The organism is Rummeliibacillus pycnus (assembly GCF_044359855.1).
GTDB classification, from domain to species: Bacteria; Bacillota; Bacilli; order Bacillales_A; family Planococcaceae; genus Rummeliibacillus; species Rummeliibacillus pycnus_A.
On sequence record NZ_CP132291.1, the window covers coordinates 3,694,965 to 3,717,873 of the forward strand.

Consider the following 22,909-nt stretch of genomic DNA (forward strand, 5'->3'; position numbering starts at 1 on the left):
TAAGGGGGATCTTCATGAAATCAATGAATTTACAAGATACGTATTTAAACCAATTACGTAAAAACGGTATTTTCGTTACCGTCTTCTTATTAAATGGCTTTCAGTTAAAAGGAACAATTCGTTCCTACGATAATTTTACTGTATTACTTGAAGTAGATGGCAAACAACATTTGATTTACAAACATGCGATATCAACATTTTCTCCATCAAAGTCTGTAGATTTACAACAAGAAGTTGAGTAATTCGCTATACCTTTTTTAAAGCATTATAGATTTTTGATCATGAGAAGCCGTTTCGTAACTAAATTTGTTATAGAATGGCTTTTTATTATACATGGAGGAGATTCTTTAAAAAAGTAGCTCAATTGCAAATCCCAATATATACTATAGATAGATTGAAAATGGAGGATTTAATGAATGAAAACAATTACCCCTGAAGAAGTATTAGAAAAACTAGATGCAAACGAAGATTTACATATTGTTGATGTTCGTGAAGATGAAGAAGTAGCCAATGGTATTATTCCTGGTGCAATCCACATTCCTTTAGGTCAAATTCCTGAACGAATGGCTGAATTAGATCAAAACACACCATATATATTCGTGTGCCATGCTGGAGGTCGTAGTTTTAGTGCATGCTCTTATTTAGATGGACTAGGCTATGATGTAACAAATATGGAAGGCGGCATGAGTTCTTGGGAAGGGGAATTAGAATTCTAATTCTACTTACTAATAATACTGGTATGCAAAATGACGATCACCATTTGAGTGAATCGTCTTTTTGTTTGCTCTTTTTGAAGAAATCAATAGTAATTCTAATAGAAGAGATTAAATCCGTATTTTATTAAAACTAGACTTGAAGTGCCGAATAGAGACGAATAGTTGACGAATTAGAAAGAATTGATAAGATTAAATAGGACTTAATTTAGAAATGGAGTCGATAGAGATGGCATATGTGTCCAATTTAACAGAAGAAACTTTAGCCTTATCAAAAAAAATAGAGGAAAAAGTGAAACCTTATTTGAATCAAGCTGATGAAATGGCTTTTTATAACCAACAAAAAGTGCTTTCTGCTTTTCGTAATAATAATGTTAGTGAAAGTCACTTTTATCCTTCAACTGGTTACGGCTATGATGACGAAGGTCGTGATAATTTAGAACGTGTATATGCCGAAACATTTGGTGCTGAAGCAGCAATAGTACGTCCACAAATAATTTCTGGTACACATGCGATTACGCTTAGTCTTTTTGGTGTTTTGCGCCCAGGAGATGAACTAATTTATGTGACTGGTCAACCTTACGATACATTACAATCTATCGTAGACGGCGGGGACAAAGATACAGGCTCTTTGAAAGACTTCAACATTAGTTATCGACATGTTGACTTAATAGATGACCAAGATATTGACTGGGAAACTGTCAAAAAGGTAGTATCAAATAAAACGAAAGTAATTGCCATTCAACGTTCAAAAGGTTATGCAACAAGACCTTCGTTTACAATAGAACAAATCGCTCACATGATCAAAAAGATCCGTGCTATTAAAGAAGATGCCATTATTTTCGTAGACAATTGTTATGGTGAATTCGTCGATGCAGTAGAACCGACAGAACTGGGTGCTGATTTAATGGCAGGTTCTTTAATTAAGAATCCTGGTGGTGGCCTTGCAAAAGTAGGTGGCTATATAGCTGGTAAAGCCAAATATGTTGAGCAATGTGCATATCGCATGACATCTCCTGGTATCGGTGCAGAAGCAGGTCCTTCCTTAAATGCACTTACGGATATGTATCAAGGATTTTTCTTATCGCCACATGTTGTGGCACAAGCTTTAAAAGGTGCCATCTTTACAGCTGCCATTCTAGAAGAAATTGGAATGACGCCTGCCCCTCGTTATGATGCGAAACGTACAGACTTAATCCAATCTGTATCATTTAAAACAGCAGAACAAATGATTCAGTTCTGTCAATCTATTCAAGCAAACTCACCGGTCAATGCACATTTTGCTCCAGAACCGGCCCCAATGCCAGGTTACGAAGATGATGTGATTATGGCTGCAGGTACATTTGTACAAGGTGCAAGTATTGAGCTATCTGCTGATGGCCCTATTCGTCCACCTTATACTGCCTACGTACAAGGTGGCTTAACATATGAGCATGTAAAGTATGCCATATTAAATGCTGTTCAAAATTTACAAAGCTGATTTAGCATGCTAGAAATATTCTAGAACTATCTGACTTCACGCGCTAGACCCTTAAGGATACGTACCCGATAGCCGTTGCAGCAGGATGTCGCCGAACTTAGGCTATCTTCCTTGAAATAATTTCACTGTCGAAAACCGAAAGCTTTTGTGATTTTCAGGTCTGGATGAGGCGCTTCAGCATTTATATTTTGCTCGTTAACTCAATGTTGACGGGCTTTTTTTAATAATTAAAAATAAATGTAAGAAATCCTAACATCATATTGACAAGAAAACTAACATCGTGTATTATAAATCTTGTGAAAGGTAAGGTGAAGGGAAATGAGTAAGGAAATACGTAAGACCATGCCTTTACTACCGATCAGTATAGTCATGCAGCTAACTGATTTAAGCGCTCGCCAAATTCGTTATTACGAAGAACATGAGCTAATCACACCTGCAAGAACGGAAGGTAATCGCCGGATGTTTTCATTGAATGATGTTGATGTTTTACTAGAAATTAAAGATTTGCTAGATCAAGGCATTAACATGGCAGGTATCAAGAAAGTCTTCGCAATGAAGAATGAGCCAGTATTGGCACAGCAAACTAAAACTGATATTACAGATGATGATTTAAGACGTATTCTAAGAGAAGAAATGCAACAAGCACAGAGAATGCAGAAATCCTCAATTCGTCAAGGTGATTTATCTCGATTCTTTTCATAAGAGTCGAGTATTATAAAATTTATTGCATATTTATAGGAGAGTGATTAGTGTGGGAAAATACACAAAAGACGATATTCGTAAACTTGTAGAAGAAAAAGAAGTTAAATTTATTCGTTTACAATTCACAGATATCCTAGGTACCATCAAAAACGTTGAAATTCCAGTAAGCCAATTAGAAAAAGCACTTGATAATAAAATGATGTTTGATGGTTCTTCAATCGAAGGTTTCGTACGTATTGAAGAATCTGATATGTACTTATATCCAGATTTAGATACTTTTATTGTATTCCCATGGACAACAGGCAAAGGTACTGTATGCCGTTTTATCTGTGATGTATACAAAGCTGATGGAACTCCTTTTGAAGGGGACCCACGTAACAACCTACGTCGCATTTTAGACCGTGCAAAAAAAATGGGCTACACAAGCTTCAACTTAGGACCTGAACCTGAATTCTTCTTATTTAAATTAGATGAAAAAGGCGAACCAACTCTTGAGTTAAATGACCACGGCGGTTACTTTGATTTAGCTCCAACAGATCTTGGTGAAAACTGCCGTCGTGATATCGTGCTTGAACTTGAAGAAATGGGCTTTGAAATTGAAGCATCTCACCATGAAGTAGCTCCAGGTCAACACGAAATTGACTTCAAATATGCGGATGCAATTACTGCTTGTGATAACATTCAAACATTCAAATTGGTTGTAAAAACAATTGCCCGTAAACATGGTTTACACGCAACATTCATGCCAAAACCATTATTCGGTGTAAATGGTTCAGGTATGCACTGTAACGTTTCATTATTCAAAGGTAAAGAAAATGCTTTCTATGATGAATCAGCAGATTTACAATTAAGCGAAACTGCTTATCAATTTATGGCAGGTGTATTAAAACACGTTAAAGGTTTCACTGCAGTAACTAACCCAACTGTAAACTCATTTAAACGTTTAGTACCTGGTTATGAAGCACCTTGCTACATCGCATGGTCAGCTCAAAACCGTTCACCATTAATTCGTATTCCAGCTTCTCGTGGCCTATCTACTCGTATTGAAGTGCGCTCAGTTGACCCAGCTGCTAACCCATACTTAGCTATGGCAGTTATCTTAGAATCTGGTTTAAATGGTATCGAACAACAACTTACACCACCTCCAGCAGTAGATCGTAACATTTATGTGATGAATGCTGAAGAACGTGCTGAAGCAGGTATCGGTAACTTACCAGCTAACTTAAATGATGCTCTTGCTGCTCTTGCAGAAGATAAAGTAATCCAAGATGCTCTTGGTTCTCATATCTATGCTAACTTCCGTGAAGCAAAAGAAATCGAATTCGATATGTTTAGAACTCAAGTACATCAATGGGAACGTGACCAATACATGAAAATGTATTAAGATATAAAGCGTTGGGGCTGTAAGCCTCAACGCTTTTTTATTTGCTCACGAAATATTAGTTCGTGGGCAATATTTTTATTTTATCCACGATTTGCCCACAAAAATTTTACGCTTTTTTAATTATTGATTTTCTTTTATGTACTCATCGAACTTATTTCATATAGCTAATTAAATTTGAATTTTTATAAACGATACTATACTATAGTGTCTATTCAATATGTAATGGATGATTTATACTAAATTAAAATAAATTAGGAGGAACATTATGTTATTCAAAAAAACATTATTACTAGCATCAACAGCAATTTTAGGTTTATCTTTATTGACTGCAACACCAATTTTCAATGTAGAAGCAAAGACAACACAATCGAAAACAACTCAATCAATTCCATCTTTACCTTTTGTCAAATACGACACAAAACACATCAAGAATGGTCAAACTATTAAATACAAAGTCAAAGTAGGAACAAAAGACTACCTACTACCAAAATTCATGACAAGTAGCATTCTACCAGAGAATCAAAAACAAGACACAACAGAAAATACAAAAGTCAAAATAACAGTAACCATAAAGAACTCAAAAGGAAAAGTAGTAAGCAAACCAACTGAAGTTTACTTATATCAGGGTGAATATGGAACAACAACACGTTCTAAAATGGTAAAAGGAGAGTATATTGTAGAAATCAAAGCAGTTAAGGGATTACCAAAAGAGGGATTAGATATAGAATCGATGATAACTGATGCAGCTTATGGTACAGGAGTATGGCATAAACTTAATTCTTCCAAAGGAGACATTCTTCCTCAAGGAGTATCTACGGTCATAACACCTGCAATGGATGAATGGTTGGATGTGTATATAAAAGGACCTGATGACCCTTACTATAATTGGGCAATGCCACCTGTCAATGGTGTAATTCCTGACCACCATTCTTATACCTTTACTGGGAAGAAAGTAGGGGCTTACCATATTAAAAATATAGTTAAACATGAGGATGACGGTCAACACTACGACTTACTTTATATCAAAGTCATCAAAGCAGTAACACCATCAAAATTAAAACTAGAAACACCTAAGACGACCTTCAAACCAACTGAAGCAGTTGCAATCAAAGCATCAGCTAAAGGTGGTTACTTACAATATAAATACACATATAAAGTAAGATACACAAATAAAGAGACTATAATCAAAGACTATTCTTCCTCAAAGTCAGCTTCATTTAAAGCACCGACAGAAAAAGGTGACTATACATTGACTTTATATGTAAAACAAATCAATGGTGAAGAAATAGTAAAAACAAAGAAAGTAATAACAGTTAAATAGTAAGGCACACAAAGAGAGCCGTCACAATTTATAGGTTTAAAAGAAAAAGGATAGATGAACAGGGAGAATTCCTTTATTCGTCTATCCTTTTTGTACAACAAATGACCTCATTTACCACAACAATATTATTTTTTGTTGTTGAGCTAAAGCACACTTTAATTTAATTGAATAAGATTTTTAAATCAGATTTTTGAAGTTTTAAATAACTGTCTAAAAATCCAATAACATATCCTAATAAGCCAACAACTAAAATATCTTCACCACTCTTAAAAAATAGAAATCTAATCATACATTTGGCAGTGTGATTCAAGCAGATGTTATATTGACTGCGTAACAAAAAAATCCGGAAATTATTTGATCTTAAACGTAAAAATCAAATAACTCAAAATAAAAAAGCATTCAAATCTATTTAATTAGAATAGATTTGGATGCTTTTTCATATGATTGATTAGTGGACGTTACGATATAAACCAACCACTTTCCCAAGAACAGAGACACTTTCTACAATAATCGGGTCCATTGAAGAGTTTTCTGGTTGAAGTCGGAAAAAACCATCTTCTTTATAGAACCGTTTTACAGTAGCTTCATTTTCTTCTGTCATAGCGACAATAACATCACCGTTATTGGCTGTTGCTTGTTGTTTTACTATGACATAATCGCCGTCTAAAATACCGGCTTCAATCATAGATTCGCCCATGATTTCAAGCATGAAAATATGATCATCTGAAGTTCCATAATAGTTTGGAATAGGGAAATATTCTTCTATATTTTCAATAGCTGTAATTGGCAGACCAGCAGTAACTTTTCCAACTAGTGGAACATGCATTACACCTTGTTTTGAAATATTATCTTGGTCCAAAATTTCTATTGCACGAGGTTTTGTTGGGTCGCGACGAATAAGTCCTTTGCTTTCAAGTCTATTTAAATGTCCGTGGACAGTAGAACTTGATGCTAATCCAACTGCTTCGCCAATTTCTCGGACGGAAGGTGGGTATCCTTTTGTACGAACTTCTTCTTTAATAAATTCAAGTATATCTTCTTGTCTTTTCGATACTTTTTTCAATCCATTCACCTCTTATCTTAGTATTCTTCTAATTGTTAAATTTAGTATAGCATTACCGAACAAACAATGCAAACGTAGGTTCGAAAAAGTGTTTGACAAAAAACAAGTGTTCGGTTTATATTGGGAACATACATTCCGAACAAACATTCGATGGAAGGAAGATTCATATGAACTGGGTTAATAGAAATCAAAATACAGCATTACTAATCGTATTCGTAACAATTGGTATGATTATTCTTTTTATAGCAAATAGAGATACGACAAAATATACTAACATTGAAATACAAGAAGGAGATACACTATGGGCATTATCCGATCAATACAAAGGTGATTTATCAAATGACGAGTGGGTACGCTTAGTAAAAAATGAAAACAATATGTTTGACGATAAAATAATAGCTGGTCATACTTTAATTATTCCAGAATATAAAAAAACAATTTCGAAAGATGAAGGAATAGAATTGGCGAGTGACAGAAAATGATGAATAATAAAGCAGTATTGTATTGTCGTGTAAGCACAGAAAAGGAAACACAAGATACATCAATAGAAAGACAAGAGATTGAACTAAGAGACTTTGCAAAATTAGAAGGATATGAAGTAGCAGAAGTATTTACAGACAGACATAGTGGTTATGATATTGATCGTGAAGGTTTATTAGATTTACTAGAGTTTATGAAGGAATATCACATTTTCACCTTATTTGTTCAAGATGAGACACGTTTAGGACGTGGTAATGGACGAATGGCTGTTTTGCATTTGTTGCAAAAGATGAATGTTGATATATTTACCTTAAGCGATTCCGGCAATATTAAGTTGAATGATATGGATACTATGTTACTTGAAATTTTAGCTCTTGTAGAGGAGTATCAACGAAAACTACATAATGCGAAAATACGTCGAGGTATGAAAAGAGCTGTTCAAAATGGTTACAGACCCGAAAATAATTTGAAGGATCGAGGTAATCCGGAAGGCAGAGACCGGATTGATGCACCTATTGAGCAAATAATTAGTTTGAGACAAAAGGGCATGACCTTTGAAGAAATAACAGCAACTTTAAATGGCCTAGGATTTCAAATTAGTAAAGCAACTGTTCACAGACGTTTTAAAGAATATGAAGAAGAACAGGATAAATAAGTTTTCATTTCATTTAATATCTAATATTAAGAAAGACGTTTTTAAATTTGATTGATATTGAAAGGAATAGTTATTGTGCCAGAGATTACAAAGAGTGATAAAGCTTTGTGCACTTATTGGCTAGCACTTTAGATGAAAATTCGACAGTATCCAATAACATAGATTTAAGAAAAATCAGTTGTACTCCACGCTAAGGAGTACAACTGTTTTTTGTCATCGAAATACTTTCTTCATATAAGATATCTAATCCTACCTTTAAATTATCTAATGATGCATATGAGTAGGATATTCTAATGTGATTTGAATCTTCTGCATCATAGATGAAACCAGGATTAATCAGTACATTTCTTTTTAGAAGTTTTAAGAAAAAATCTTTTGTCACAATAGATTCATTAAATCTTAGCCAAATATAAAATCCCCCTTGAGGACTTTCCCATGTTGCAATCGAGCTGAATTGTTCGGCAAGAATATTTTCAACAAATTTAGCACGAACCTTTAAATGATCTCGCAGTTCGATTAAATGATTCTCATATAGATCTGATGCAAGCCAATATGTAACAATCTCTTGTGAAATCGCACTTGATCCATAATCCATTTGCATTTTGATATCAGCTAATCTTTTAATAACAGGTGTTGGTCCAACGACCCAGCCAATTCGTAATCCTGGACTCAATGTTTTGGAAACACTTCCAATGTAAAGAACTTGTCCAGATGAATCGAGTGATTTAATAGAAGGTGTTGCAGTCTCAAATAATAATTCAGAGTAAACGTCATCCTCGATGATGGGGATTCGTAGTGCTTTGCAAGTATTGTAAAAATACTGTTTTTCATTTGAGGTCCAAACTCGCCCAGTTGGGTTATTTAAAGTAGGGACTGAATAGTAAATAGATTGCCGATTTTTTTTCTTTGATTTTAATGTTTGTTTAAGAGACTCATCACGCTTAACGGATTTCATTTGCATTCCAAATGACTGAAATGGATGAATTGAATTTAGATAGGAACAATGATCTTGAAAAACAATTGAACCTGTTTCAAATAACCCCACTGCCATTAATTGAAGGGCCTGTAATGCGCCGGAGACGATTAATATATTTTCTGTTTTAGTCGTAATACCACGTTTTTTTAAATAGTGGCATAATGCCTGACGTAATTTTGTACTACCTTGAGGGGAAGAATAACCAAAATCTTTTCCTTCAAATGAAAGATTTTGTAGGGATTCTTGCAATTTTTTAGTCGGCAATAAAGTAGGAGAGAGTTCACCAGTTCCTAATCGAATAATAGAATCGTCTTGCTCATATTCGTTTATTAGTTGAATGGTATGGTAGTTAGGCTTATGAATACTTGCTTCAATATATTTTTGCCAATTTGGTTGAGTATTTTTTGCCAAAAGGTTCCACGAGTCATTAGCAACAAATACACCAGAACCAACTCTAGATTCTAAAATACCATCTGCTTTTAATTCTTCTAACGCTTGTTGAATTGTACTACGATTAACATCAAATTCTAATGCAAGTTGTCTCTGTGTAGGTAGCTTAGTTCCTACTCCCCAATCACCGGACTTGATTTGTTCAGTTACCCAGTTAATAATTTGGTTTTGTAAACTAATCGATGCATCTCTTGCCGGTTTCCACATTTCATTTAACTCCCTTCTGAAAAATTGGATGGGAGAATTACCAACCAATTGGACCTTTTCTTAATTATATAACATAGTACGATAGTAAAAAGAAAGGGAGTTGAACAATGCAAGCATTTCTTCATGGATTAATTTTAGCATTCGGTCTAATTTTGCCTTTAGGTGTACAAAATATCTTTGTTTTTTCTCAAGGCGTTACACAACCAAACGTATTTAAAGCTTTACCAGCAGCTATTGCAGCAGCACTTTGCGATACATTATTAATTGTATTGGCAGTTTTTGGATTATCAATGATTGTACTTCAATTTGAATGGATTCGTTTCATTTTATTAATAGGTGGTTTCTTCTTTTTACTATATATGGGTAAGGTGATATGGTGTTCAAGTACAGCAGATATGGAAGATAAGTCAGCACTACCATTTAAACAACAAGTTCTTTTTGCATTATCAGTATCTTTATTAAATCCACATGCGTTGTTAGATACAGTTGGCGTCATCGGTACAAGTGCATTGAAATATAAAGGAACTGAACAAATTCTTTTTGCTGTTGCGTGTATAGGTGTTTCATGGATTTGGTTTTTAGGTTTAATGATTGTTGGAGCAGGTATGAAAAAATTACATATATCTGGGACAGTATTTGACATCTTAAATAAACTTTCTGCACTATTTATTTGGGGGACTGCTATTTATCTATTCATAAGTCTGTTTTAATCTCCATCCATTTGTTGGAAATGATCGTTTGAGAAAGACAAATAGCAAATTTTGATAGGTTTTGTCGATAAACTGAAGCTTTAAGCTTGCGCTTGGAGCTTTTTTTGCATACCTTTATGTTAATGTAGTTATGAAAGGTGTGTTAAACATGTTACCAAAAGAAAAAATTCAACGAATTAACTATTTATCAAAAAAGTCAAAAGAAGCAGGTTTAACTGTTGAGGAAGCAAAAGAACAAACTAAGCTTCGAAAAGAATATTTAGATACTTTCCGTGAGTCAATGCGAGGTACAATTGAAAATGTTCGTGTTTTCGATCCAAATGGCGATGAAGTAACTCCAGCAAAATTACGTGCAAAACAACAAAGAAGCAAACCATTAAATTAACTGAACAATTGCCTAAAAAGCATTGTTTTATGTAGAAATGTTGACTACACTGTAATAGAATAATATTTTGCTTTAAGAAAGGATGTCTATTCATGACTCAACAAGCAGATCAGCTTGCAATTAATACAATCCGTACTTTGTCTATTGATGCAATTGAAAAAGCAAACTCTGGCCATCCAGGGCTTCCAATGGGTGCAGCACCAATGGCTTATACTCTTTGGACAAAACAATTACACCATAATCCAAAAAATCCTAAATGGTTTAACCGTGACCGATTTGTTTTATCAGCAGGACATGGTTCAATGCTTTTATATAGCTTACTTCATTTAGGTGGTTATGACCTTCCAATGGAAGAAATTAAAAACTTCCGTCAATGGGGTTCATTAACTCCTGGACACCCTGAATATGGTCATACAGCTGGTGTAGAAGCTACAACTGGTCCACTTGGACAAGGGATTTCAATGGCTGTCGGTATGGCAATGGCTGAAGCACATTTATCAGGTGTTTATAACAAGCCTGAAAACGACATTATTAATCACTATACATTTGCATTATGCGGTGATGGAGACTTAATGGAAGGTGTTTCTGCAGAAGCTGCTTCACTTGCAGGTCATTTACAATTAGAAAAACTGATTGTTCTTTATGATAGTAATGACATCTCATTAGATGGTGATTTAAACAAATCATTCTCTGATAATACAGCAGAACGTTTTAAAGCATATGGCTGGAACTACTTATTAGTAGAAGACGGCAATGACATAGAAGCTATTAATAAAGCAATTGCACAAGCAAAAGCGCACAAAGGTCAACCAACTTTAATTGAAGTGAAAACTGTAATTGGTTTTGGTTCACCAAACAAATCTGGTAAATCGGCTTCCCACGGTTCACCACTTGGAACAGATGAAGTAATGCTTACAAAACAAGCATACGAATGGGAAAATGAAGATTTCTTTGTACCAGAAGAAGTATACGAAACATTTAAACAAGCTTCTAAAGTTCAAGGTGAAGATGCTGAAGTAGCATGGAATGCACAATTTGATGCATACAAAGAAGCATTCCCTGAACTAGGTGCACAATTAGAACAAGCAATCTCAGGTGAACTTCCAGCAGATTTTGATACTGAAATTCCAACTTACGAAGCTGGCAAATCGATTGCAACACGTTCATCTTCAGGTGAAGTAATTAATGCATTAGCTAAAAAAATCCCAGCATTCTTTGGTGGTAGTGCCGATCTTGCAGGTTCAAACAAAACAACGATTAAAGGTGCAGGCGACTTCTCAGCAACTGATCGCGAGGGTCGTAACATTTGGTTCGGTGTTCGTGAATTTGCAATGGGTGCAGCTCTTAATGGTATGGCGCTTCATGGTGGTTTAAACGTTTTTGGAGGTACATTCTTCGTATTCTCTGATTACGTTCGTCCAGCAGTTCGTCTTTCTGCACTTATGGGACTTCCTGTAACATACGTATTCACTCATGATTCAATCGCAGTAGGGGAAGATGGTCCAACACATGAACCAATCGAACATTTAGCAGCATTACGTGCAATGCCAAATCTTTCTGTTATTCGCCCAGCAGATGCTAACGAATCAGCAGCAGCTTGGAAACTTGCAGTATCTTCTAAAAACCGCCCTACAGCTTTAGTATTATCTCGTCAAGACTTACCAGTTCTTAATGTTGAAGTACAAAAAGTTTACGATGGCGTTGCGAAAGGCGCTTATATTGTAGAAAAAGCAAGCAAAGTAGTGGCAGATGCATTAGTTCTTGCAACTGGTTCAGAAGTACAGCTAGCAGTTGCTGCTAAAGCTGAACTTGCAAAAGAAGGTATTGATGTAACTGTTGTTTCTATGCCTGATTTTGCACGCTTTGAAGAACAAGATGCAGCTTACAAAGAAAGCGTATTGCCAAAAGCAGTAACAAAACGTTTAGCAATCGAAATGGCATCATCATTTGGCTGGCATAAATATACAGGTTTCGAAGGTGATGTACTAGCAATTGATGGTTTCGGTGCAAGTGCTCCAGGTGAAATCGTTATGAAGGAATATGGCTTTACAGTTGAAAATGTTGTATCAAAAGTAAAAGCACTATTTGAAAAATAAAACTTCTAAAAAGTAGAGGTAATTTGCCTCTACTTTTTGTTTTTTGACAAAGAAAGTGTATTATTTACAGTTGAAATTGACAAAATATTCGATAAAATGAAGGTATAATTACATGAAAGAAGGGAGTGACAATAGATGCGTGTTTACTCAATCTTTCATGTCAAAAAAAAGCATCAGTCATTTGTATACGGGAGAGAACGGTTATTATTTGAATTAATTAAAAACTTGAAAACTGAAAATAATACTTTTTATCCTTCGCAGGAATTAGCTTATTTATGTGAATTATTACCGGTAAAAGAAATTGAAGCATTTATCGAACAATATTTATATAAAAATTTCTCTGCAATTCATATGAAGAACCATGAAATCTTTTTGACAAACGAATTTAAAGGTGATTTACATATTGAAATTCAACCGTATTATATGGTTGTCACTTGTGTTGGATCTCGTATGTTAGAATTAGACCTATTTGCGACATTATCAAAGATTAGTTCGGGTTTTATCGGATTTAACAAAAATGAAATGGAATGTGGTTGGCTAAAACCGCCTAAATTTTCAGTTGTTGCAAAGGGATAAATCAGATAAATAGTAGTATCGAAGTAGTTTTTATTGTATAATCCTCTTTGGAGATACTTTTCTCGTATGCGAATTTTAGAGGAGGAAAATTAGTGAGTACTGGATTAGCGATTACTTTAATAGTAGTAGCATTAATCGTAGGTTTAGTTGGCGGATTCTTTATCGCTCGTCAATATATGATGAAATACTTAAAAGAAAACCCACCTATTAACGAACAAATGTTACGTGTTATGATGACTCAAATGGGTCGTAAACCATCTGAAAAACAAATCAAACAAATGATGAACCAAATGAATAAATTGAGATAAATAAAACGTTTTGTCCGTAAGTGAGTGAAAAACTTGCTTTTATGGACAGTCCTTAGATATAGCTCAATTATAAATAGTGGAATATCCAATTAAAAAAATGCCATCGAAAATTTCTTTCGTTGGCATTTTTATTTTGTGTGCGATTATAAAGTGTAACGCTCAGTATAATTTGGCGAGAAATTATTAACCGATAGAATCAGATAGGGGAAAAGCCCTAAGAATTAGACTTTTAAGGAATCGTTCTTATTCAACACATATTCTTTTATAAATTCTCGAACAGTTTCTTCGTATTCTTGAGGATTTGCATTGAATGATTGGGCATGTGCACCTTCCTCAAATAGTTTTAACATTTTAGGACCATTCTTTAATCGATATAATTCGATTGTCATTCCAGGTAATATAAAATCATCTGGTAAGCTATGAATGAAAAGTACGGGTTTTTCAATATTCGTAACCGCTCTACGAGGAGCTATGCTTTTTAACCAATAGCCGTCACGTACTCGCAAAAATATATTAGCGAGTCTAATAGCGAGTGGACTTTTAAATGGTGTTTGTTTTGTGAGTAAATGATAAAGTTCTTCAGAGAAATCAGAATACGGACAGTCAGCAATATAAAAGTTCGCTTTGTCTTCTAATGTTCCGGCATATAATAATGTCGTTGCAGCTCCCATAGATTCACCGTGTACGCCAATAATTGCATCATCGTTCAATCTTTCCGTTATTGAATGAAGTACTGCTTGCAGATCAAATTTTTCATAATACCCATAGCTTGTTGTCTTACCACCGGACTCACCATGTCTTCTGTGATCATAGACTACCGTATTAAACCCAAGTCTTTCGAATAATCGAACATATTTTACAGAGTTTACTTTGTTTTCTGTCACACCATGGCAAACAATCATTGTATTTGTTGTTTGTAAAGGTTTAAAATATATCCCTTTAATCAAATATCCGTTAGGTGAAGAAATACTTAAGTGCTCTTTGGCAACTGATTCATACCATTTTTCGTCATAGCGCAACGCCTTTTTTTCGCGTTCTAAAATGAAATCATCATCTTTTTTCTTTATATAGATAATTCGACTCGTTACTAAATAACCTAACAGTGTAACGATACCTCCTACAATTCCGGTTATTAAACCAAAAATCCAAATAATTCTTTTTTTCACACGCAACACCACTTTCTATCTTTGTTGATATAGCTTATACGGCGCTCTTGAAATAGCTACTCGAAAAAAGGCTGAAAATATTAATAGTTTGGCATCCTTTTTGAATATTAATCCCTTGCTTTATTCTGAATTTTGAAATTAATTAAAATGGATTTTTGAATTGATGGAATGACATGTAGTGTATTTTTGAAGATCATCTCGTGTGCATCCTTCAAATATTCGGCGCACTTTTCAGTGGGATTTGTATAACACACATCATTTAATACATTTATTGTAATTAACGGTAGATGTTAAAGGCAAATTTTATGGTAAGATTCGTATACTTAAAGCCAAAATTGGATAAAGTGAAACTTTTCCCAAGGGGATAAAATCCATCTTCATAGGTAATCTTTTCTTTACTATATTATATGATGGATCCGTATTTACTGTTGATAAAGTACATGCTCTAGAGATAAAATTGAATGAAAATGATATTAAGATCGTAAAAAGCGACAAAAAGCAAAAAAGGGGAAATTTCAAATGGCAAAGAAAAAAAGACAACAAAGAACGCAATCTCAATCGAAGACAGTTGAGAAAGAAGAAAATCTAACTCTACAAGATCAACTGAATAGTGATGTTTTGGCTAAGTTAAAACTTGCAAAAAAAGAGCTAGTAGCAAAAGAACAGCAACAGCAAGAAGAAAAAGAAGCACAACTTGCATTTGAACGAAAACAACGTGAAAAAAATAAATCTTTTGCTGAATTACTTGAAGAGTATGGAGATAAAGGCACTAAATTTTAGTGAAATACAAAAAACGCGTTAAGGAGTTTTCAAACGCCTTAACGCATTTTTTAATTACGATGAGATGAATAGGTATCTTGTTTTGTAAGACGAATAAGTTCGTCCATATTTCTAATTGCATTCATCTCTTCATAGGCTTTAATTGTTGTGGCTAATTGTTCTTTTGAGCTTGCGCCGACAACTGCAGAAGCAATTGATTGATGCTGCAAAATTGATTGAAGTGCAACTGCATGAATGGAAGTTGTCGAATGGGCAAGTTTTGTTAAAGTATTTTCAAGTTCTTCCTTGGAATAAGTCAAATAACCATTTGTTTTTGTCAGACGTTTTTGCCATTCATTGGTTAACAACCCTTTCGCAACTGAACCCCGTGTTACAACAGATGCGCCTTGATCAGCGATGAAATCCAACCATTCTTCAGGTCTACGATCAAGCAAGCTATACTGCATCATAACAGAAACGGCATTGCTAGTTGGTAAAAAACGTTTCAAGACATTTGGTCTAATAGAAGAAACACCATATTCACGAATCAGTCCTTCTTGTTTTAATTCTTCAAATGCATCTGTAACCTCATTCCAATCATCTTCAATCGTACCCCCATGCAATTGATACAAATCTACATAATCTGTTTGCAAGCGGTGTAAACTATCTTTAATACCTTCTTTTATATGTGTTTTAGAAGCATCCCAGTGCCAAGAATCACCTGATGAATCCCAAACATTTCCTACTTTTGTTGCTAAAATAATATCTTGTCTTTTTTCTTTAATAAGTTGACCAATGATTTCTTCATTTAAGCCTTGGTTATAAAGGTCTGCTGTATCAAAATAATTAATACCATAGTCAAGAGCTGCATCCAAAATATATGAAGCATCTTGTAAATCTGTTGGTAAAGACATACAGCCAAATCCAATTTCAGAAATATGTAAATCACTCGAACCTAATTGACGTTTTTTCAAAACATATCCCCTCCTTTTATGATAATGGTACAATGATTTATAGTAAAAGAACAATAGAGAGGGTTTTTTACATGAGAAAATTTGAAGAAAAAACGATTGCTACAAAGCAAATCTTTGATGGTCGTGTGATTAAAGTACAAGTGGATGAAGTAACATTACCTAATGGTAAAACTGCAACAAGAGAATTAGTCAAGCATCCAGGGGCTGTAGCAATTATCCCGATTACAAGTGAAGGGAAAATTGTAATGGTGGAACAATTCCGAAAGCCACTTGAACGCAGTATTGTTGAAGTTCCTGCAGGGAAATTAGAACCAGGAGAAAAACCGGAACTAACGGCAATTAGAGAATTAGAAGAAGAAACAGGGTATGGTGCAATGGACCTTGATTTTATTCAGTCGTTTGCTACTTCACCAGGCTTTGCGGATGAAGTGATTCACTTATATGTAGCGAGAAACTTATTTGAAATTGCACAACCAGCGAGTTTAGATGAAGATGAATTTGTCGAATTAATGGAAGTTTCCATTGAAGAAGCGGAGCAATTAGTAAAAGAACAACGTATTTTCGATGCTAAAACAATATTAGCTATTATGTGGGCAAAAAATAATCTAGTAAAATAAGGTATTTTTAAGAGTGGCGAGCATAGGTTGTACTATTAGAAAGTAGGTGACCTAGTGAATCGCTCATTGCAAATAACTTATTTTTTTCTGATCATTTCAATTGGCTTTATCGGAGGTATTATCGCATTCAAAATGACTACACCAGCTCAAAGTGAATGGCTAATTTCTATTATGGACCCCCGATTACAGTTAGATGGTAAGCCAAATTTGTGGCAATCGTTATGGCCAATAATCATGCCCTACGTATTTTTAGTGTTACTTGCTACGCACCAATGGTTTAGACATATTACAAGACTGGTTGTTGTAAGTAAAAGTGCTTTCTTCGGTTTTTGCTCAGCATATTTAATTGCAACACAAAATGCTTTTTGGAATTATGCACTTTGGTGGTTTCCGGTGCAGTTTATGTACACATGTTTATTATTATTATTTTCTATTGTCCTCGTACCAAAACCATTTTATAATAGTCGGAAAAAGGGTATACATTGGAAGAGAATCATTGTTATCAGTATATTGACTATAATAATCTTTTTCATCGAACTTCTTATCATCCATTTCATGTTTTAATTATTTACTGATAATTATTATCAATAAAGAATCATTACAAAGAATTTAGTCGCTTAATCTTGTAATGAGAAATAAACATTTGGTATAATGGTAGAAGTTTAGGGGGGCGTCGTATGGAGAGCCGTATTGATCGTATAAAAAAACAATTACATGGTGCTAGCTATAAACTGACGCCGCAACGAGAAGCGACGGTTAGAGTACTTTTAGAAAATGAGGAAGATCATTTAAGTGCTGAAGATGTTTACCTTTTAGTGAAGGACAAAGCACCTGAAATCGGTCTAGCAACTGTATATCGTACATTAGAGTTACTAACAGAACTGAAAATTGTCGACAAGATTAATTTTGGCGATGGAGTGTCTCGTTATGATTTACGACAAGAAGGAGCAGCTCACTTTCATCATCACCTCGTATGTATCGAATGTGGCGCCGTCGATGAAATTCAAGAGGACTTACTTGAAGATGTGGAAGCAGTCGTTGAAAAGCGCTGGAATTTCCAAATTAAAGATCACCGATTAACATTCCATGGTATTTGCTGGCGTTGTAATGAAAAGCATACTAAAGAAGAAACAAACATAGAACTTAATAATGAACAATAGTTTATAGCGAATTAGTAAAGGATGGCGGTGGTGCTGTCCTTTTTTTATTTGAGTGCTGAAGTGGCTCGCTCGGGCTCGAATAGCGCAAAAGCGCCCGAATCGAAAGTGTCTTTTTAGCTTTCGACCGAGGGAGCGATGCGACTCGAGAGTCTAGCCGCTGAAGCCAGATAGAATTTGAATTTAGGAGGGATTCAGCTGTGCAACAAGAAATAAAAGATGCGATTGCAGATTATATACATTTTCTACGAGTCGAACGTCAATTATCTGAAAACACACTACAATCATACGAACGCGATATTAAAGACTATTCAAAAGATATATTTGAAACTCAACAGCTAGAAACCTTCGATGATATTGACCGATTCCATATTCTGCAGTATTTACAATCATTGCGTAACAAAGGGATATCTGCACGTACTGTCTCAAGACATATCTCATCCATTCGTTCTTTTCATCAATTTTTGCTTAGAGAAAAGAGATGTGATAACGATCCAACTGTCCATATTGAAATGCCAAAAATTGAACAGAAATTACCAAAAGTATTATCAATAGAAGAAATAGATCGACTGATCGCAGCACCTAATGTTGCAAAACCTCAGGGTGTTCGCGATCGTGCCATGTTGGAATTGCTGTATGCAACTGGAATGCGTGTAAGTGAATGTATTGAACTTAATTTAGATGATATCCATTTAACGATGGGGTTTGTAAGAGTATTTGGTAAGGGAGGGAAAGAACGTATTATTCCATTAGGTGGTTCTGCTATTGAAGTTTGTACAAACTACTTAAATAAGGCTCGATTTCAATTAGAAAATGCAAAATTACGTACGGAAGCGTTATTTATTAATCAAAGAGGGAAAAGATTAACTAGACAAGGCTGTTGGAAATTGATGAAGGGTTATGCCGAAAAAGCTGGAATTGAAAAAGAATTAACACCGCATATTTTACGACATTCATTTGCGACACATTTGATCGAAAATGGAGCAGATTTGAGAGCTGTACAAGAAATGCTAGGTCATGCAGATATTGCGACAACACAAATTTATACACATATTAGTAAGACAAGATTATCTGAAGTGTATAAACAATTCCACCCTAGAGCATAATATTTACCTTTCGTCAGATGTCTGACCTTTATTTTTTTTCGAAATTTGATAGAATGAATGTATGTATGAACAAGGAGGAGAATTTGATGAACACAAAACCATTTAAACGTATTCATTTAATCGTTATGGACTCAGTTGGGATTGGTGAGGCTCCAGATGCGGCTGAATTTAATGATGTAGGTGCTGATACACTTGGACATATTGCACATGAAATGAAAGGGCTATCAATGCCAAATATGCAACGCCTCGGCTATACGAATATTCGTGGCTTAATCGGTCTCGAAGACCTAGAAGGCATGGAATCAGTTGAAAAACCAGAAGCATTCTTCGGCTATATGCAAGAAGCATCTGTTGGTAAAGATACGATGACAGGTCACTGGGAAATCATGGGCCTTAATATTAATAAACCATTCAAAGTATACCCAGAAGGATTCCCACAATCATTAATCGATGAATTAGAAGAACGAACTGGACGCAAAGTGCTTTGTAACAAACCAGCATCAGGTACAGAAGTAATTGAAGATTTCGGTAAAGAACATATGGAAACAGGTGCCATTATCGTTTATACATCTGCTGACCCTGTACTTCAAATTGCGGCTCATGAAGATGTTGTACCTCTTGATGAACTATATAAAATTTGTGAAATCGCTCGTGAAATCACATTAAAACCTGAATACTTAGTAGGACGCGTTATTGCTCGTCCATTTGTTGGTACTCAAGGAAACTTTAGTCGTACGTCAAATCGTCATGATTATGCATTAAAACCATTTGGTCGTACAGTTATGAACGAAATGAAAGACGCTGGATTAGATGTCATAGCATTAGGGAAAATCTCTGATATCTACAATGGTGAAGGTGTAACTGAAGCTATCCGTACACAAGACAACTCAGATGGTATGGATCAACTAGTCAAAGTTGTGAAAAAAGACTTCCATGGTTTATCCTTCATAAACCTTGTTGATTTCGATGCAAAATATGGTCATCGTCGTGACCCAATTGGCTATGGTGAAGCATTAGAAGAATTCGACCGCCGTCTTCCAGAAGTTTTAGAATTAATGGACGAAGATGATTTACTCTTGATTACTGCTGATCACGGTAATGACCCAACATTCCCAGGAACAGACCACACTCGTGAATTTGTTCCATTGATTGCTTATTCACCACGATATAAAGAAGGAAAAGCACTTCCAAAAACAAATACATTTGCATCACTTGGTGCAACAGTTGCTGATAACTTTGATGTGAAACTACCTGAATACGGTGAAAGTTTTTTACAACTATTAAAATAAACGAGGGATGATTCCATGAGAATGGTTGATATTATTGAGAAAAAGCGTGATGGATACGAATTAACAAGTGAAGAAATTCGCTTCTTTATCGAAGGTTATACAAATGGCTCAATTCCTGATTATCAAGCAAGTAGCCTAGCGATGGCTATTTATTTTCAAGATATGACAGATCGTGAACGTGCGGATCTCACAATGGCAATGGTTGAATCAGGAGATCAAATCGATCTTTCGGGTATTGCTGGCGTAAAAGTAGATAAACATTCAACTGGTGGTGTAGGTGATACAACAACACTTGTACTTGGACCTCTAGTTGCTGCAGTAGGTGTTCCGGTTGCGAAGATGAGTGGCCGTGGATTAGGTCATACTGGTGGTACAATCGATAAATTAGAATCTATTGAAGGATTCCACGTAGAGCTAACAACTGAGCAATTTATGAAACAAGTAAATGACATTAAATTAGCAGTAATCGGTCAAAGTGGTAATTTAACACCAGCAGACAAAAAATTATATGCTTTGCGTGATGTTACAGGTACTGTTCCAAGTATCCCTTTAATCGCAAGTTCCATTATGAGTAAAAAAATTGCAGCTGGTGCAGATGCCATCGTTTTAGATGTTAAAACAGGTGATGGTGCATTTATGAAAACAGTAGAAGATTCTAAAATGCTAGCACATGCAATGGTGCAAATTGGTAAGAATGTAGGTCGCAATACAATGGCAATCATTTCTGACATGAACCAACCATTAGGCTACGCTATTGGAAATGCATTAGAAGTAAAAGAAGCAATAGATACATTGAGCGGAAAAGGTCCAAAAGATTTAACAGAACTTTGCTTAACATTAGGCTCTCAAATGGTTGTACTAGGCGGACATGCAAACACAATCGAAGAAGCACGTAACCAACTTGAAGAAGTAATCGCAAACGGTGCAGCTCTTGATGTATTCAAAAAATTCATCAAGGGTCAAGGTGGTGACCCAGCCGTTATCGATGATCCATCATTGCTTCCACAAGCACAATATACATTTGAAGTACCTGCAAAAGAAGCGGGCTTTATTAGTCAAATTGTGGCGGATGAAATCGGTACGGCAGCCATGTTACTAGGAGCTGGACGTGCAACAAAAGAATCTGTAATTGATCTTGCAGTTGGTTTAGTGCTACGCAAAAAAGTAGGCGATGCAGTACAAGCTGGAGAATCTCTTGTAACCATTTATTCGAATCGTGAAGACGTAAAAGAAGTAGTAGACAAAATCTACTCAAATATTGTAATATCTTCTGCAGAAGTAAAAGCACCAAAACTAATTGAAGATGTTATTACTGAATAGTCGAATATTCTAGATATGCCACATTGGTTGATATGACCAATGTGGCATTTTTTTTATGATTTACTAAATTCAAGTGATTAAAAGAATAGATTTATTTCCATACTAACGGATGGTAGTTGTCGTATTTTTTCTATCTTTAGCGTTTTGATTGTTAAATTGTCAGGACATAGGATTCTCCTATTCTTCCGTAGAATAGTTTTTGAAAAGGAGGTATGTAAATGCAGCACCATATTGAAATTACATCAGAAAAAATTGCGATTATCAGATTAAAAGGAGAGCTGGATCATCATGCAGCGCGCCATATTCGAGAGGATATTTCGCAAGCCATCTATAGTGGCTATGTACAAGATATTATTTGGAATTTAGAGGGGTTACAGTTTATGGACAGTGCAGGAGTAGGACTAATCTTAGGTAGAATGAGAGACCTACAGGTACACAATGGTCGTACATTAATCATCAAACCTTCTTCTACAATGGAGAAAATTTTTCAGTTTTCAGGATTAGGAAAATATATTTGGCATGAATCAGAGCAAGAAGCCATCCAAAGTTTAGGAGGGATTCTTCATGGATAACGAAATGACGCTATCATTCTTGGCGATTAGTGATAATGAGGGACTTGCTAGAATTGCAATCACAAGTTTTCTAGCTGTATTAGACCCAACGATAGAAGAATTATCAGAGATAAAAACCGTTGTCTCTGAGGCTGTAACAAACGCTATTATCCATGGCTATGACGAAAATCCAAATGGTATTGTTACAGTTCAGGCTTCCCGCCAAGGAAGAGAAGTAACAATCACGATTTTAGATCAAGGCATGGGAATAGAAAATGTGACACAAGCTATGGAACCACTATATACGACAAAACCAATGCTAGAAAGGTCAGGTATGGGCTTTACCATAATGGAAAGCTTCACAGATCAGCTAGCAGTACAATCAGAACTTGGGAAAGGAACGGCCGTCACCTTTAAGAAACAATTTCAACCAGTACAAGAGCCGCTTTATGTAAGGTGAGAAC

At 35.3% G+C, this 22,909-nt stretch carries 26 protein-coding genes; 22 read left to right on the forward strand and 4 right to left on the reverse strand.

Annotation, left to right across the window (positions count from 1 at the left end; genetic code table 11):
- Window positions 1-14 precede the first annotated feature (14 nt).
- The 6 genes from hfq (at window position 15) to Q8X41_RS17935 (ending at window position 5,600) form a co-directional block, all read left to right on the forward strand.
- A complete protein-coding gene (gene hfq / locus Q8X41_RS17910; protein WP_397537597.1) occupies window positions 15-242 on the forward strand; it encodes an RNA chaperone Hfq in 228 nt (75 codons plus the stop codon).
- Window positions 243-416: 174 nt separating this feature from the next.
- Complete coding sequence (locus tag Q8X41_RS17915; RefSeq protein ID WP_397537598.1) at window positions 417-716, forward strand: rhodanese-like domain-containing protein; 300 nt, start codon at window positions 417-419, stop codon at window positions 714-716.
- A 226-nt stretch (window positions 717-942) separates the two neighbouring features.
- Window positions 943-2,193, forward strand: coding sequence for an aminotransferase class I/II-fold pyridoxal phosphate-dependent enzyme (locus Q8X41_RS17920; RefSeq protein WP_397537599.1), 1,251 nt, complete (start codon window positions 943-945; stop codon window positions 2,191-2,193).
- A gap of 318 nt (window positions 2,194-2,511) precedes the next feature.
- Complete coding sequence (locus tag Q8X41_RS17925) at window positions 2,512-2,895, forward strand: MerR family transcriptional regulator (protein WP_397537600.1); 384 nt, start codon at window positions 2,512-2,514, stop codon at window positions 2,893-2,895.
- A 49-nt stretch (window positions 2,896-2,944) separates the two neighbouring features.
- Window positions 2,945-4,279, forward strand: coding sequence for a type I glutamate--ammonia ligase (gene glnA, locus Q8X41_RS17930; protein ID WP_397537601.1), 1,335 nt, complete (start codon window positions 2,945-2,947; stop codon window positions 4,277-4,279).
- A gap of 265 nt (window positions 4,280-4,544) precedes the next feature.
- Window positions 4,545-5,600 carry a hypothetical protein gene (locus Q8X41_RS17935; protein WP_397537602.1) on the forward strand — a complete coding sequence of 352 codons (1,056 nt, stop codon included), beginning with the start codon at window positions 4,545-4,547 and terminating at the stop codon, window positions 5,598-5,600.
- A gap of 448 nt (window positions 5,601-6,048) precedes the next feature.
- On the opposite strand, the gene lexA is transcribed toward Q8X41_RS17935, so the two are convergent.
- Window positions 6,049-6,663, reverse strand: coding sequence for a transcriptional repressor LexA (gene lexA / locus Q8X41_RS17940; protein WP_397537603.1), 615 nt, complete (start codon window positions 6,661-6,663; stop codon window positions 6,049-6,051).
- A gap of 167 nt (window positions 6,664-6,830) precedes the next feature.
- Here lexA and Q8X41_RS17945 point away from each other — a divergent pair, with 167 nt between their 5' ends.
- Both Q8X41_RS17945 and Q8X41_RS17950 read left to right on the forward strand, forming a co-directional pair.
- Window positions 6,831-7,145 (forward strand): LysM peptidoglycan-binding domain-containing protein, encoded by a 315-nt coding sequence (locus Q8X41_RS17945; protein ID WP_397537604.1) that lies wholly within the window; start codon window positions 6,831-6,833, stop codon window positions 7,143-7,145.
- Window positions 7,142-7,798 carry a recombinase family protein gene (locus tag Q8X41_RS17950; RefSeq protein WP_397537605.1) on the forward strand — a complete coding sequence of 219 codons (657 nt, stop codon included), beginning with the start codon at window positions 7,142-7,144 and terminating at the stop codon, window positions 7,796-7,798. Before Q8X41_RS17945 ends, Q8X41_RS17950 begins: the two co-directional genes overlap by 4 nt.
- A gap of 190 nt (window positions 7,799-7,988) precedes the next feature.
- On the opposite strand, the gene Q8X41_RS17955 is transcribed toward Q8X41_RS17950, so the two are convergent.
- The gene (locus Q8X41_RS17955) at window positions 7,989-9,431 is read right to left on the reverse strand and encodes a PLP-dependent aminotransferase family protein (protein ID WP_397537606.1); all 1,443 of its coding nucleotides are present in this window, start codon (window positions 9,429-9,431) and stop codon (window positions 7,989-7,991) included.
- 107 nt (window positions 9,432-9,538) lie between these two features.
- Between Q8X41_RS17955 and Q8X41_RS17960 the strand changes: the two genes are divergently transcribed.
- The 5 genes from Q8X41_RS17960 (at window position 9,539) to Q8X41_RS17980 (ending at window position 13,506) form a co-directional block, all read left to right on the forward strand.
- Window positions 9,539-10,141 (forward strand): LysE/ArgO family amino acid transporter, encoded by a 603-nt coding sequence (locus tag Q8X41_RS17960; protein WP_397537607.1) that lies wholly within the window; start codon window positions 9,539-9,541, stop codon window positions 10,139-10,141.
- 148 nt (window positions 10,142-10,289) lie between these two features.
- Complete coding sequence (locus Q8X41_RS17965; RefSeq protein WP_397537608.1) at window positions 10,290-10,526, forward strand: DUF896 domain-containing protein; 237 nt, start codon at window positions 10,290-10,292, stop codon at window positions 10,524-10,526.
- A 92-nt stretch (window positions 10,527-10,618) separates the two neighbouring features.
- A complete protein-coding gene (tkt, locus tag Q8X41_RS17970) occupies window positions 10,619-12,622 on the forward strand; it encodes a transketolase (protein WP_397537609.1) in 2,004 nt (667 codons plus the stop codon).
- A 135-nt stretch (window positions 12,623-12,757) separates the two neighbouring features.
- On the forward strand, window positions 12,758-13,198 hold the full coding sequence (gene sirA, locus Q8X41_RS17975; protein WP_397537610.1) for a sporulation inhibitor of replication protein SirA: 441 nt from the start codon (window positions 12,758-12,760) through the stop codon (window positions 13,196-13,198).
- Window positions 13,199-13,290: 92 nt separating this feature from the next.
- Window positions 13,291-13,506 carry a YneF family protein gene (locus Q8X41_RS17980; RefSeq protein WP_397537611.1) on the forward strand — a complete coding sequence of 72 codons (216 nt, stop codon included), beginning with the start codon at window positions 13,291-13,293 and terminating at the stop codon, window positions 13,504-13,506.
- Between the two features lie 221 nt (window positions 13,507-13,727).
- Here Q8X41_RS17980 and Q8X41_RS17985 read toward each other — a convergent pair whose 3' ends face one another.
- Window positions 13,728-14,672, reverse strand: a complete 945-nt coding sequence (locus Q8X41_RS17985) for an alpha/beta hydrolase (protein ID WP_397537612.1) — start codon at window positions 14,670-14,672, stop codon at window positions 13,728-13,730.
- Between the two features lie 519 nt (window positions 14,673-15,191).
- Here Q8X41_RS17985 and Q8X41_RS17990 point away from each other — a divergent pair.
- Window positions 15,192-15,452, forward strand: a complete 261-nt coding sequence (locus tag Q8X41_RS17990) for a YqkE family protein (protein WP_397537613.1) — start codon at window positions 15,192-15,194, stop codon at window positions 15,450-15,452.
- 50 nt (window positions 15,453-15,502) lie between these two features.
- Here the strand turns inward: Q8X41_RS17990 and Q8X41_RS17995 are convergent, their stop codons facing one another.
- The gene (locus tag Q8X41_RS17995; protein ID WP_397537614.1) at window positions 15,503-16,405 is read right to left on the reverse strand and encodes an aldo/keto reductase; all 903 of its coding nucleotides are present in this window, start codon (window positions 16,403-16,405) and stop codon (window positions 15,503-15,505) included.
- A 71-nt stretch (window positions 16,406-16,476) separates the two neighbouring features.
- Here Q8X41_RS17995 and Q8X41_RS18000 point away from each other — a divergent pair, with 71 nt between their 5' ends.
- From Q8X41_RS18000 to spoIIAB, 8 genes are all read left to right on the forward strand, one after another.
- Window positions 16,477-17,022: an NUDIX domain-containing protein gene (locus tag Q8X41_RS18000; RefSeq protein ID WP_397537615.1), complete on the forward strand. Its 546-nt coding sequence runs from the start codon at window positions 16,477-16,479 to the stop codon at window positions 17,020-17,022.
- 54 nt (window positions 17,023-17,076) lie between these two features.
- Window positions 17,077-17,586, forward strand: coding sequence for a hypothetical protein (locus Q8X41_RS18005; RefSeq protein ID WP_397537616.1), 510 nt, complete (start codon window positions 17,077-17,079; stop codon window positions 17,584-17,586).
- A gap of 113 nt (window positions 17,587-17,699) precedes the next feature.
- Window positions 17,700-18,182, forward strand: coding sequence for a Fur family transcriptional regulator (locus tag Q8X41_RS18010; protein WP_397537617.1), 483 nt, complete (start codon window positions 17,700-17,702; stop codon window positions 18,180-18,182).
- A gap of 209 nt (window positions 18,183-18,391) precedes the next feature.
- Window positions 18,392-19,285, forward strand: coding sequence for a site-specific tyrosine recombinase XerD (xerD, locus tag Q8X41_RS18015; RefSeq protein WP_397540302.1), 894 nt, complete (start codon window positions 18,392-18,394; stop codon window positions 19,283-19,285).
- A gap of 86 nt (window positions 19,286-19,371) precedes the next feature.
- Window positions 19,372-20,574: a phosphopentomutase gene (deoB, locus tag Q8X41_RS18020; RefSeq protein WP_397537618.1), complete on the forward strand. Its 1,203-nt coding sequence runs from the start codon at window positions 19,372-19,374 to the stop codon at window positions 20,572-20,574.
- Between the two features lie 15 nt (window positions 20,575-20,589).
- Window positions 20,590-21,894: a pyrimidine-nucleoside phosphorylase gene (locus Q8X41_RS18025; protein WP_397537619.1), complete on the forward strand. Its 1,305-nt coding sequence runs from the start codon at window positions 20,590-20,592 to the stop codon at window positions 21,892-21,894.
- A gap of 218 nt (window positions 21,895-22,112) precedes the next feature.
- A complete protein-coding gene (locus Q8X41_RS18030) occupies window positions 22,113-22,466 on the forward strand; it encodes an anti-sigma factor antagonist (protein WP_397537620.1) in 354 nt (117 codons plus the stop codon).
- Window positions 22,459-22,905: an anti-sigma F factor gene (gene spoIIAB, locus Q8X41_RS18035; protein WP_397537621.1), complete on the forward strand. Its 447-nt coding sequence runs from the start codon at window positions 22,459-22,461 to the stop codon at window positions 22,903-22,905. The genes Q8X41_RS18030 and spoIIAB overlap by 8 nt, the downstream gene beginning before the upstream one ends.
- Window positions 22,906-22,909: the final 4 nt, after the last annotated feature.

Excerpts from the sequence above, each read along its gene's own strand:
- hfq (WP_397537597.1), top strand. The coding sequence starts at position 15 with ATGAAATCAATGAATTTACAAGATACGTATTTAAACCAATTACGTAAA.
- Q8X41_RS17915 (WP_397537598.1), top strand. The coding sequence starts at position 417 with ATGAAAACAATTACCCCTGAAGAAGTATTAGAAAAACTAGATGCAAAC.
- Q8X41_RS17920 (WP_397537599.1), top strand. The coding sequence starts at position 943 with ATGGCATATGTGTCCAATTTAACAGAAGAAACTTTAGCCTTATCAAAA.
- Q8X41_RS17925 (WP_397537600.1), top strand. The coding sequence starts at position 2,512 with ATGAGTAAGGAAATACGTAAGACCATGCCTTTACTACCGATCAGTATA.
- Q8X41_RS17935 (WP_397537602.1), top strand. The coding sequence starts at position 4,545 with ATGTTATTCAAAAAAACATTATTACTAGCATCAACAGCAATTTTAGGT.
- Q8X41_RS17945 (WP_397537604.1), top strand. The coding sequence starts at position 6,831 with ATGAACTGGGTTAATAGAAATCAAAATACAGCATTACTAATCGTATTC.
- Q8X41_RS17950 (WP_397537605.1), top strand. The coding sequence starts at position 7,142 with ATGATGAATAATAAAGCAGTATTGTATTGTCGTGTAAGCACAGAAAAG.
- Q8X41_RS17955 (WP_397537606.1), bottom strand. The coding sequence starts at position 9,431 with ATGTGGAAACCGGCAAGAGATGCATCGATTAGTTTACAAAACCAAATT.
- Q8X41_RS17960 (WP_397537607.1), top strand. The coding sequence starts at position 9,539 with ATGCAAGCATTTCTTCATGGATTAATTTTAGCATTCGGTCTAATTTTG.
- Q8X41_RS17965 (WP_397537608.1), top strand. The coding sequence starts at position 10,290 with ATGTTACCAAAAGAAAAAATTCAACGAATTAACTATTTATCAAAAAAG.
- tkt (WP_397537609.1), top strand. The coding sequence starts at position 10,619 with ATGACTCAACAAGCAGATCAGCTTGCAATTAATACAATCCGTACTTTG.
- sirA (WP_397537610.1), top strand. The coding sequence starts at position 12,758 with ATGCGTGTTTACTCAATCTTTCATGTCAAAAAAAAGCATCAGTCATTT.
- Q8X41_RS17990 (WP_397537613.1), top strand. The coding sequence starts at position 15,192 with ATGGCAAAGAAAAAAAGACAACAAAGAACGCAATCTCAATCGAAGACA.
- Q8X41_RS18000 (WP_397537615.1), top strand. The coding sequence starts at position 16,477 with ATGAGAAAATTTGAAGAAAAAACGATTGCTACAAAGCAAATCTTTGAT.
- Q8X41_RS18010 (WP_397537617.1), top strand. The coding sequence starts at position 17,700 with ATGGAGAGCCGTATTGATCGTATAAAAAAACAATTACATGGTGCTAGC.
- deoB (WP_397537618.1), top strand. The coding sequence starts at position 19,372 with ATGAACACAAAACCATTTAAACGTATTCATTTAATCGTTATGGACTCA.
- Q8X41_RS18025 (WP_397537619.1), top strand. The coding sequence starts at position 20,590 with ATGAGAATGGTTGATATTATTGAGAAAAAGCGTGATGGATACGAATTA.
- Q8X41_RS18030 (WP_397537620.1), top strand. The coding sequence starts at position 22,113 with ATGCAGCACCATATTGAAATTACATCAGAAAAAATTGCGATTATCAGA.
- spoIIAB (WP_397537621.1), top strand. The coding sequence starts at position 22,459 with ATGGATAACGAAATGACGCTATCATTCTTGGCGATTAGTGATAATGAG.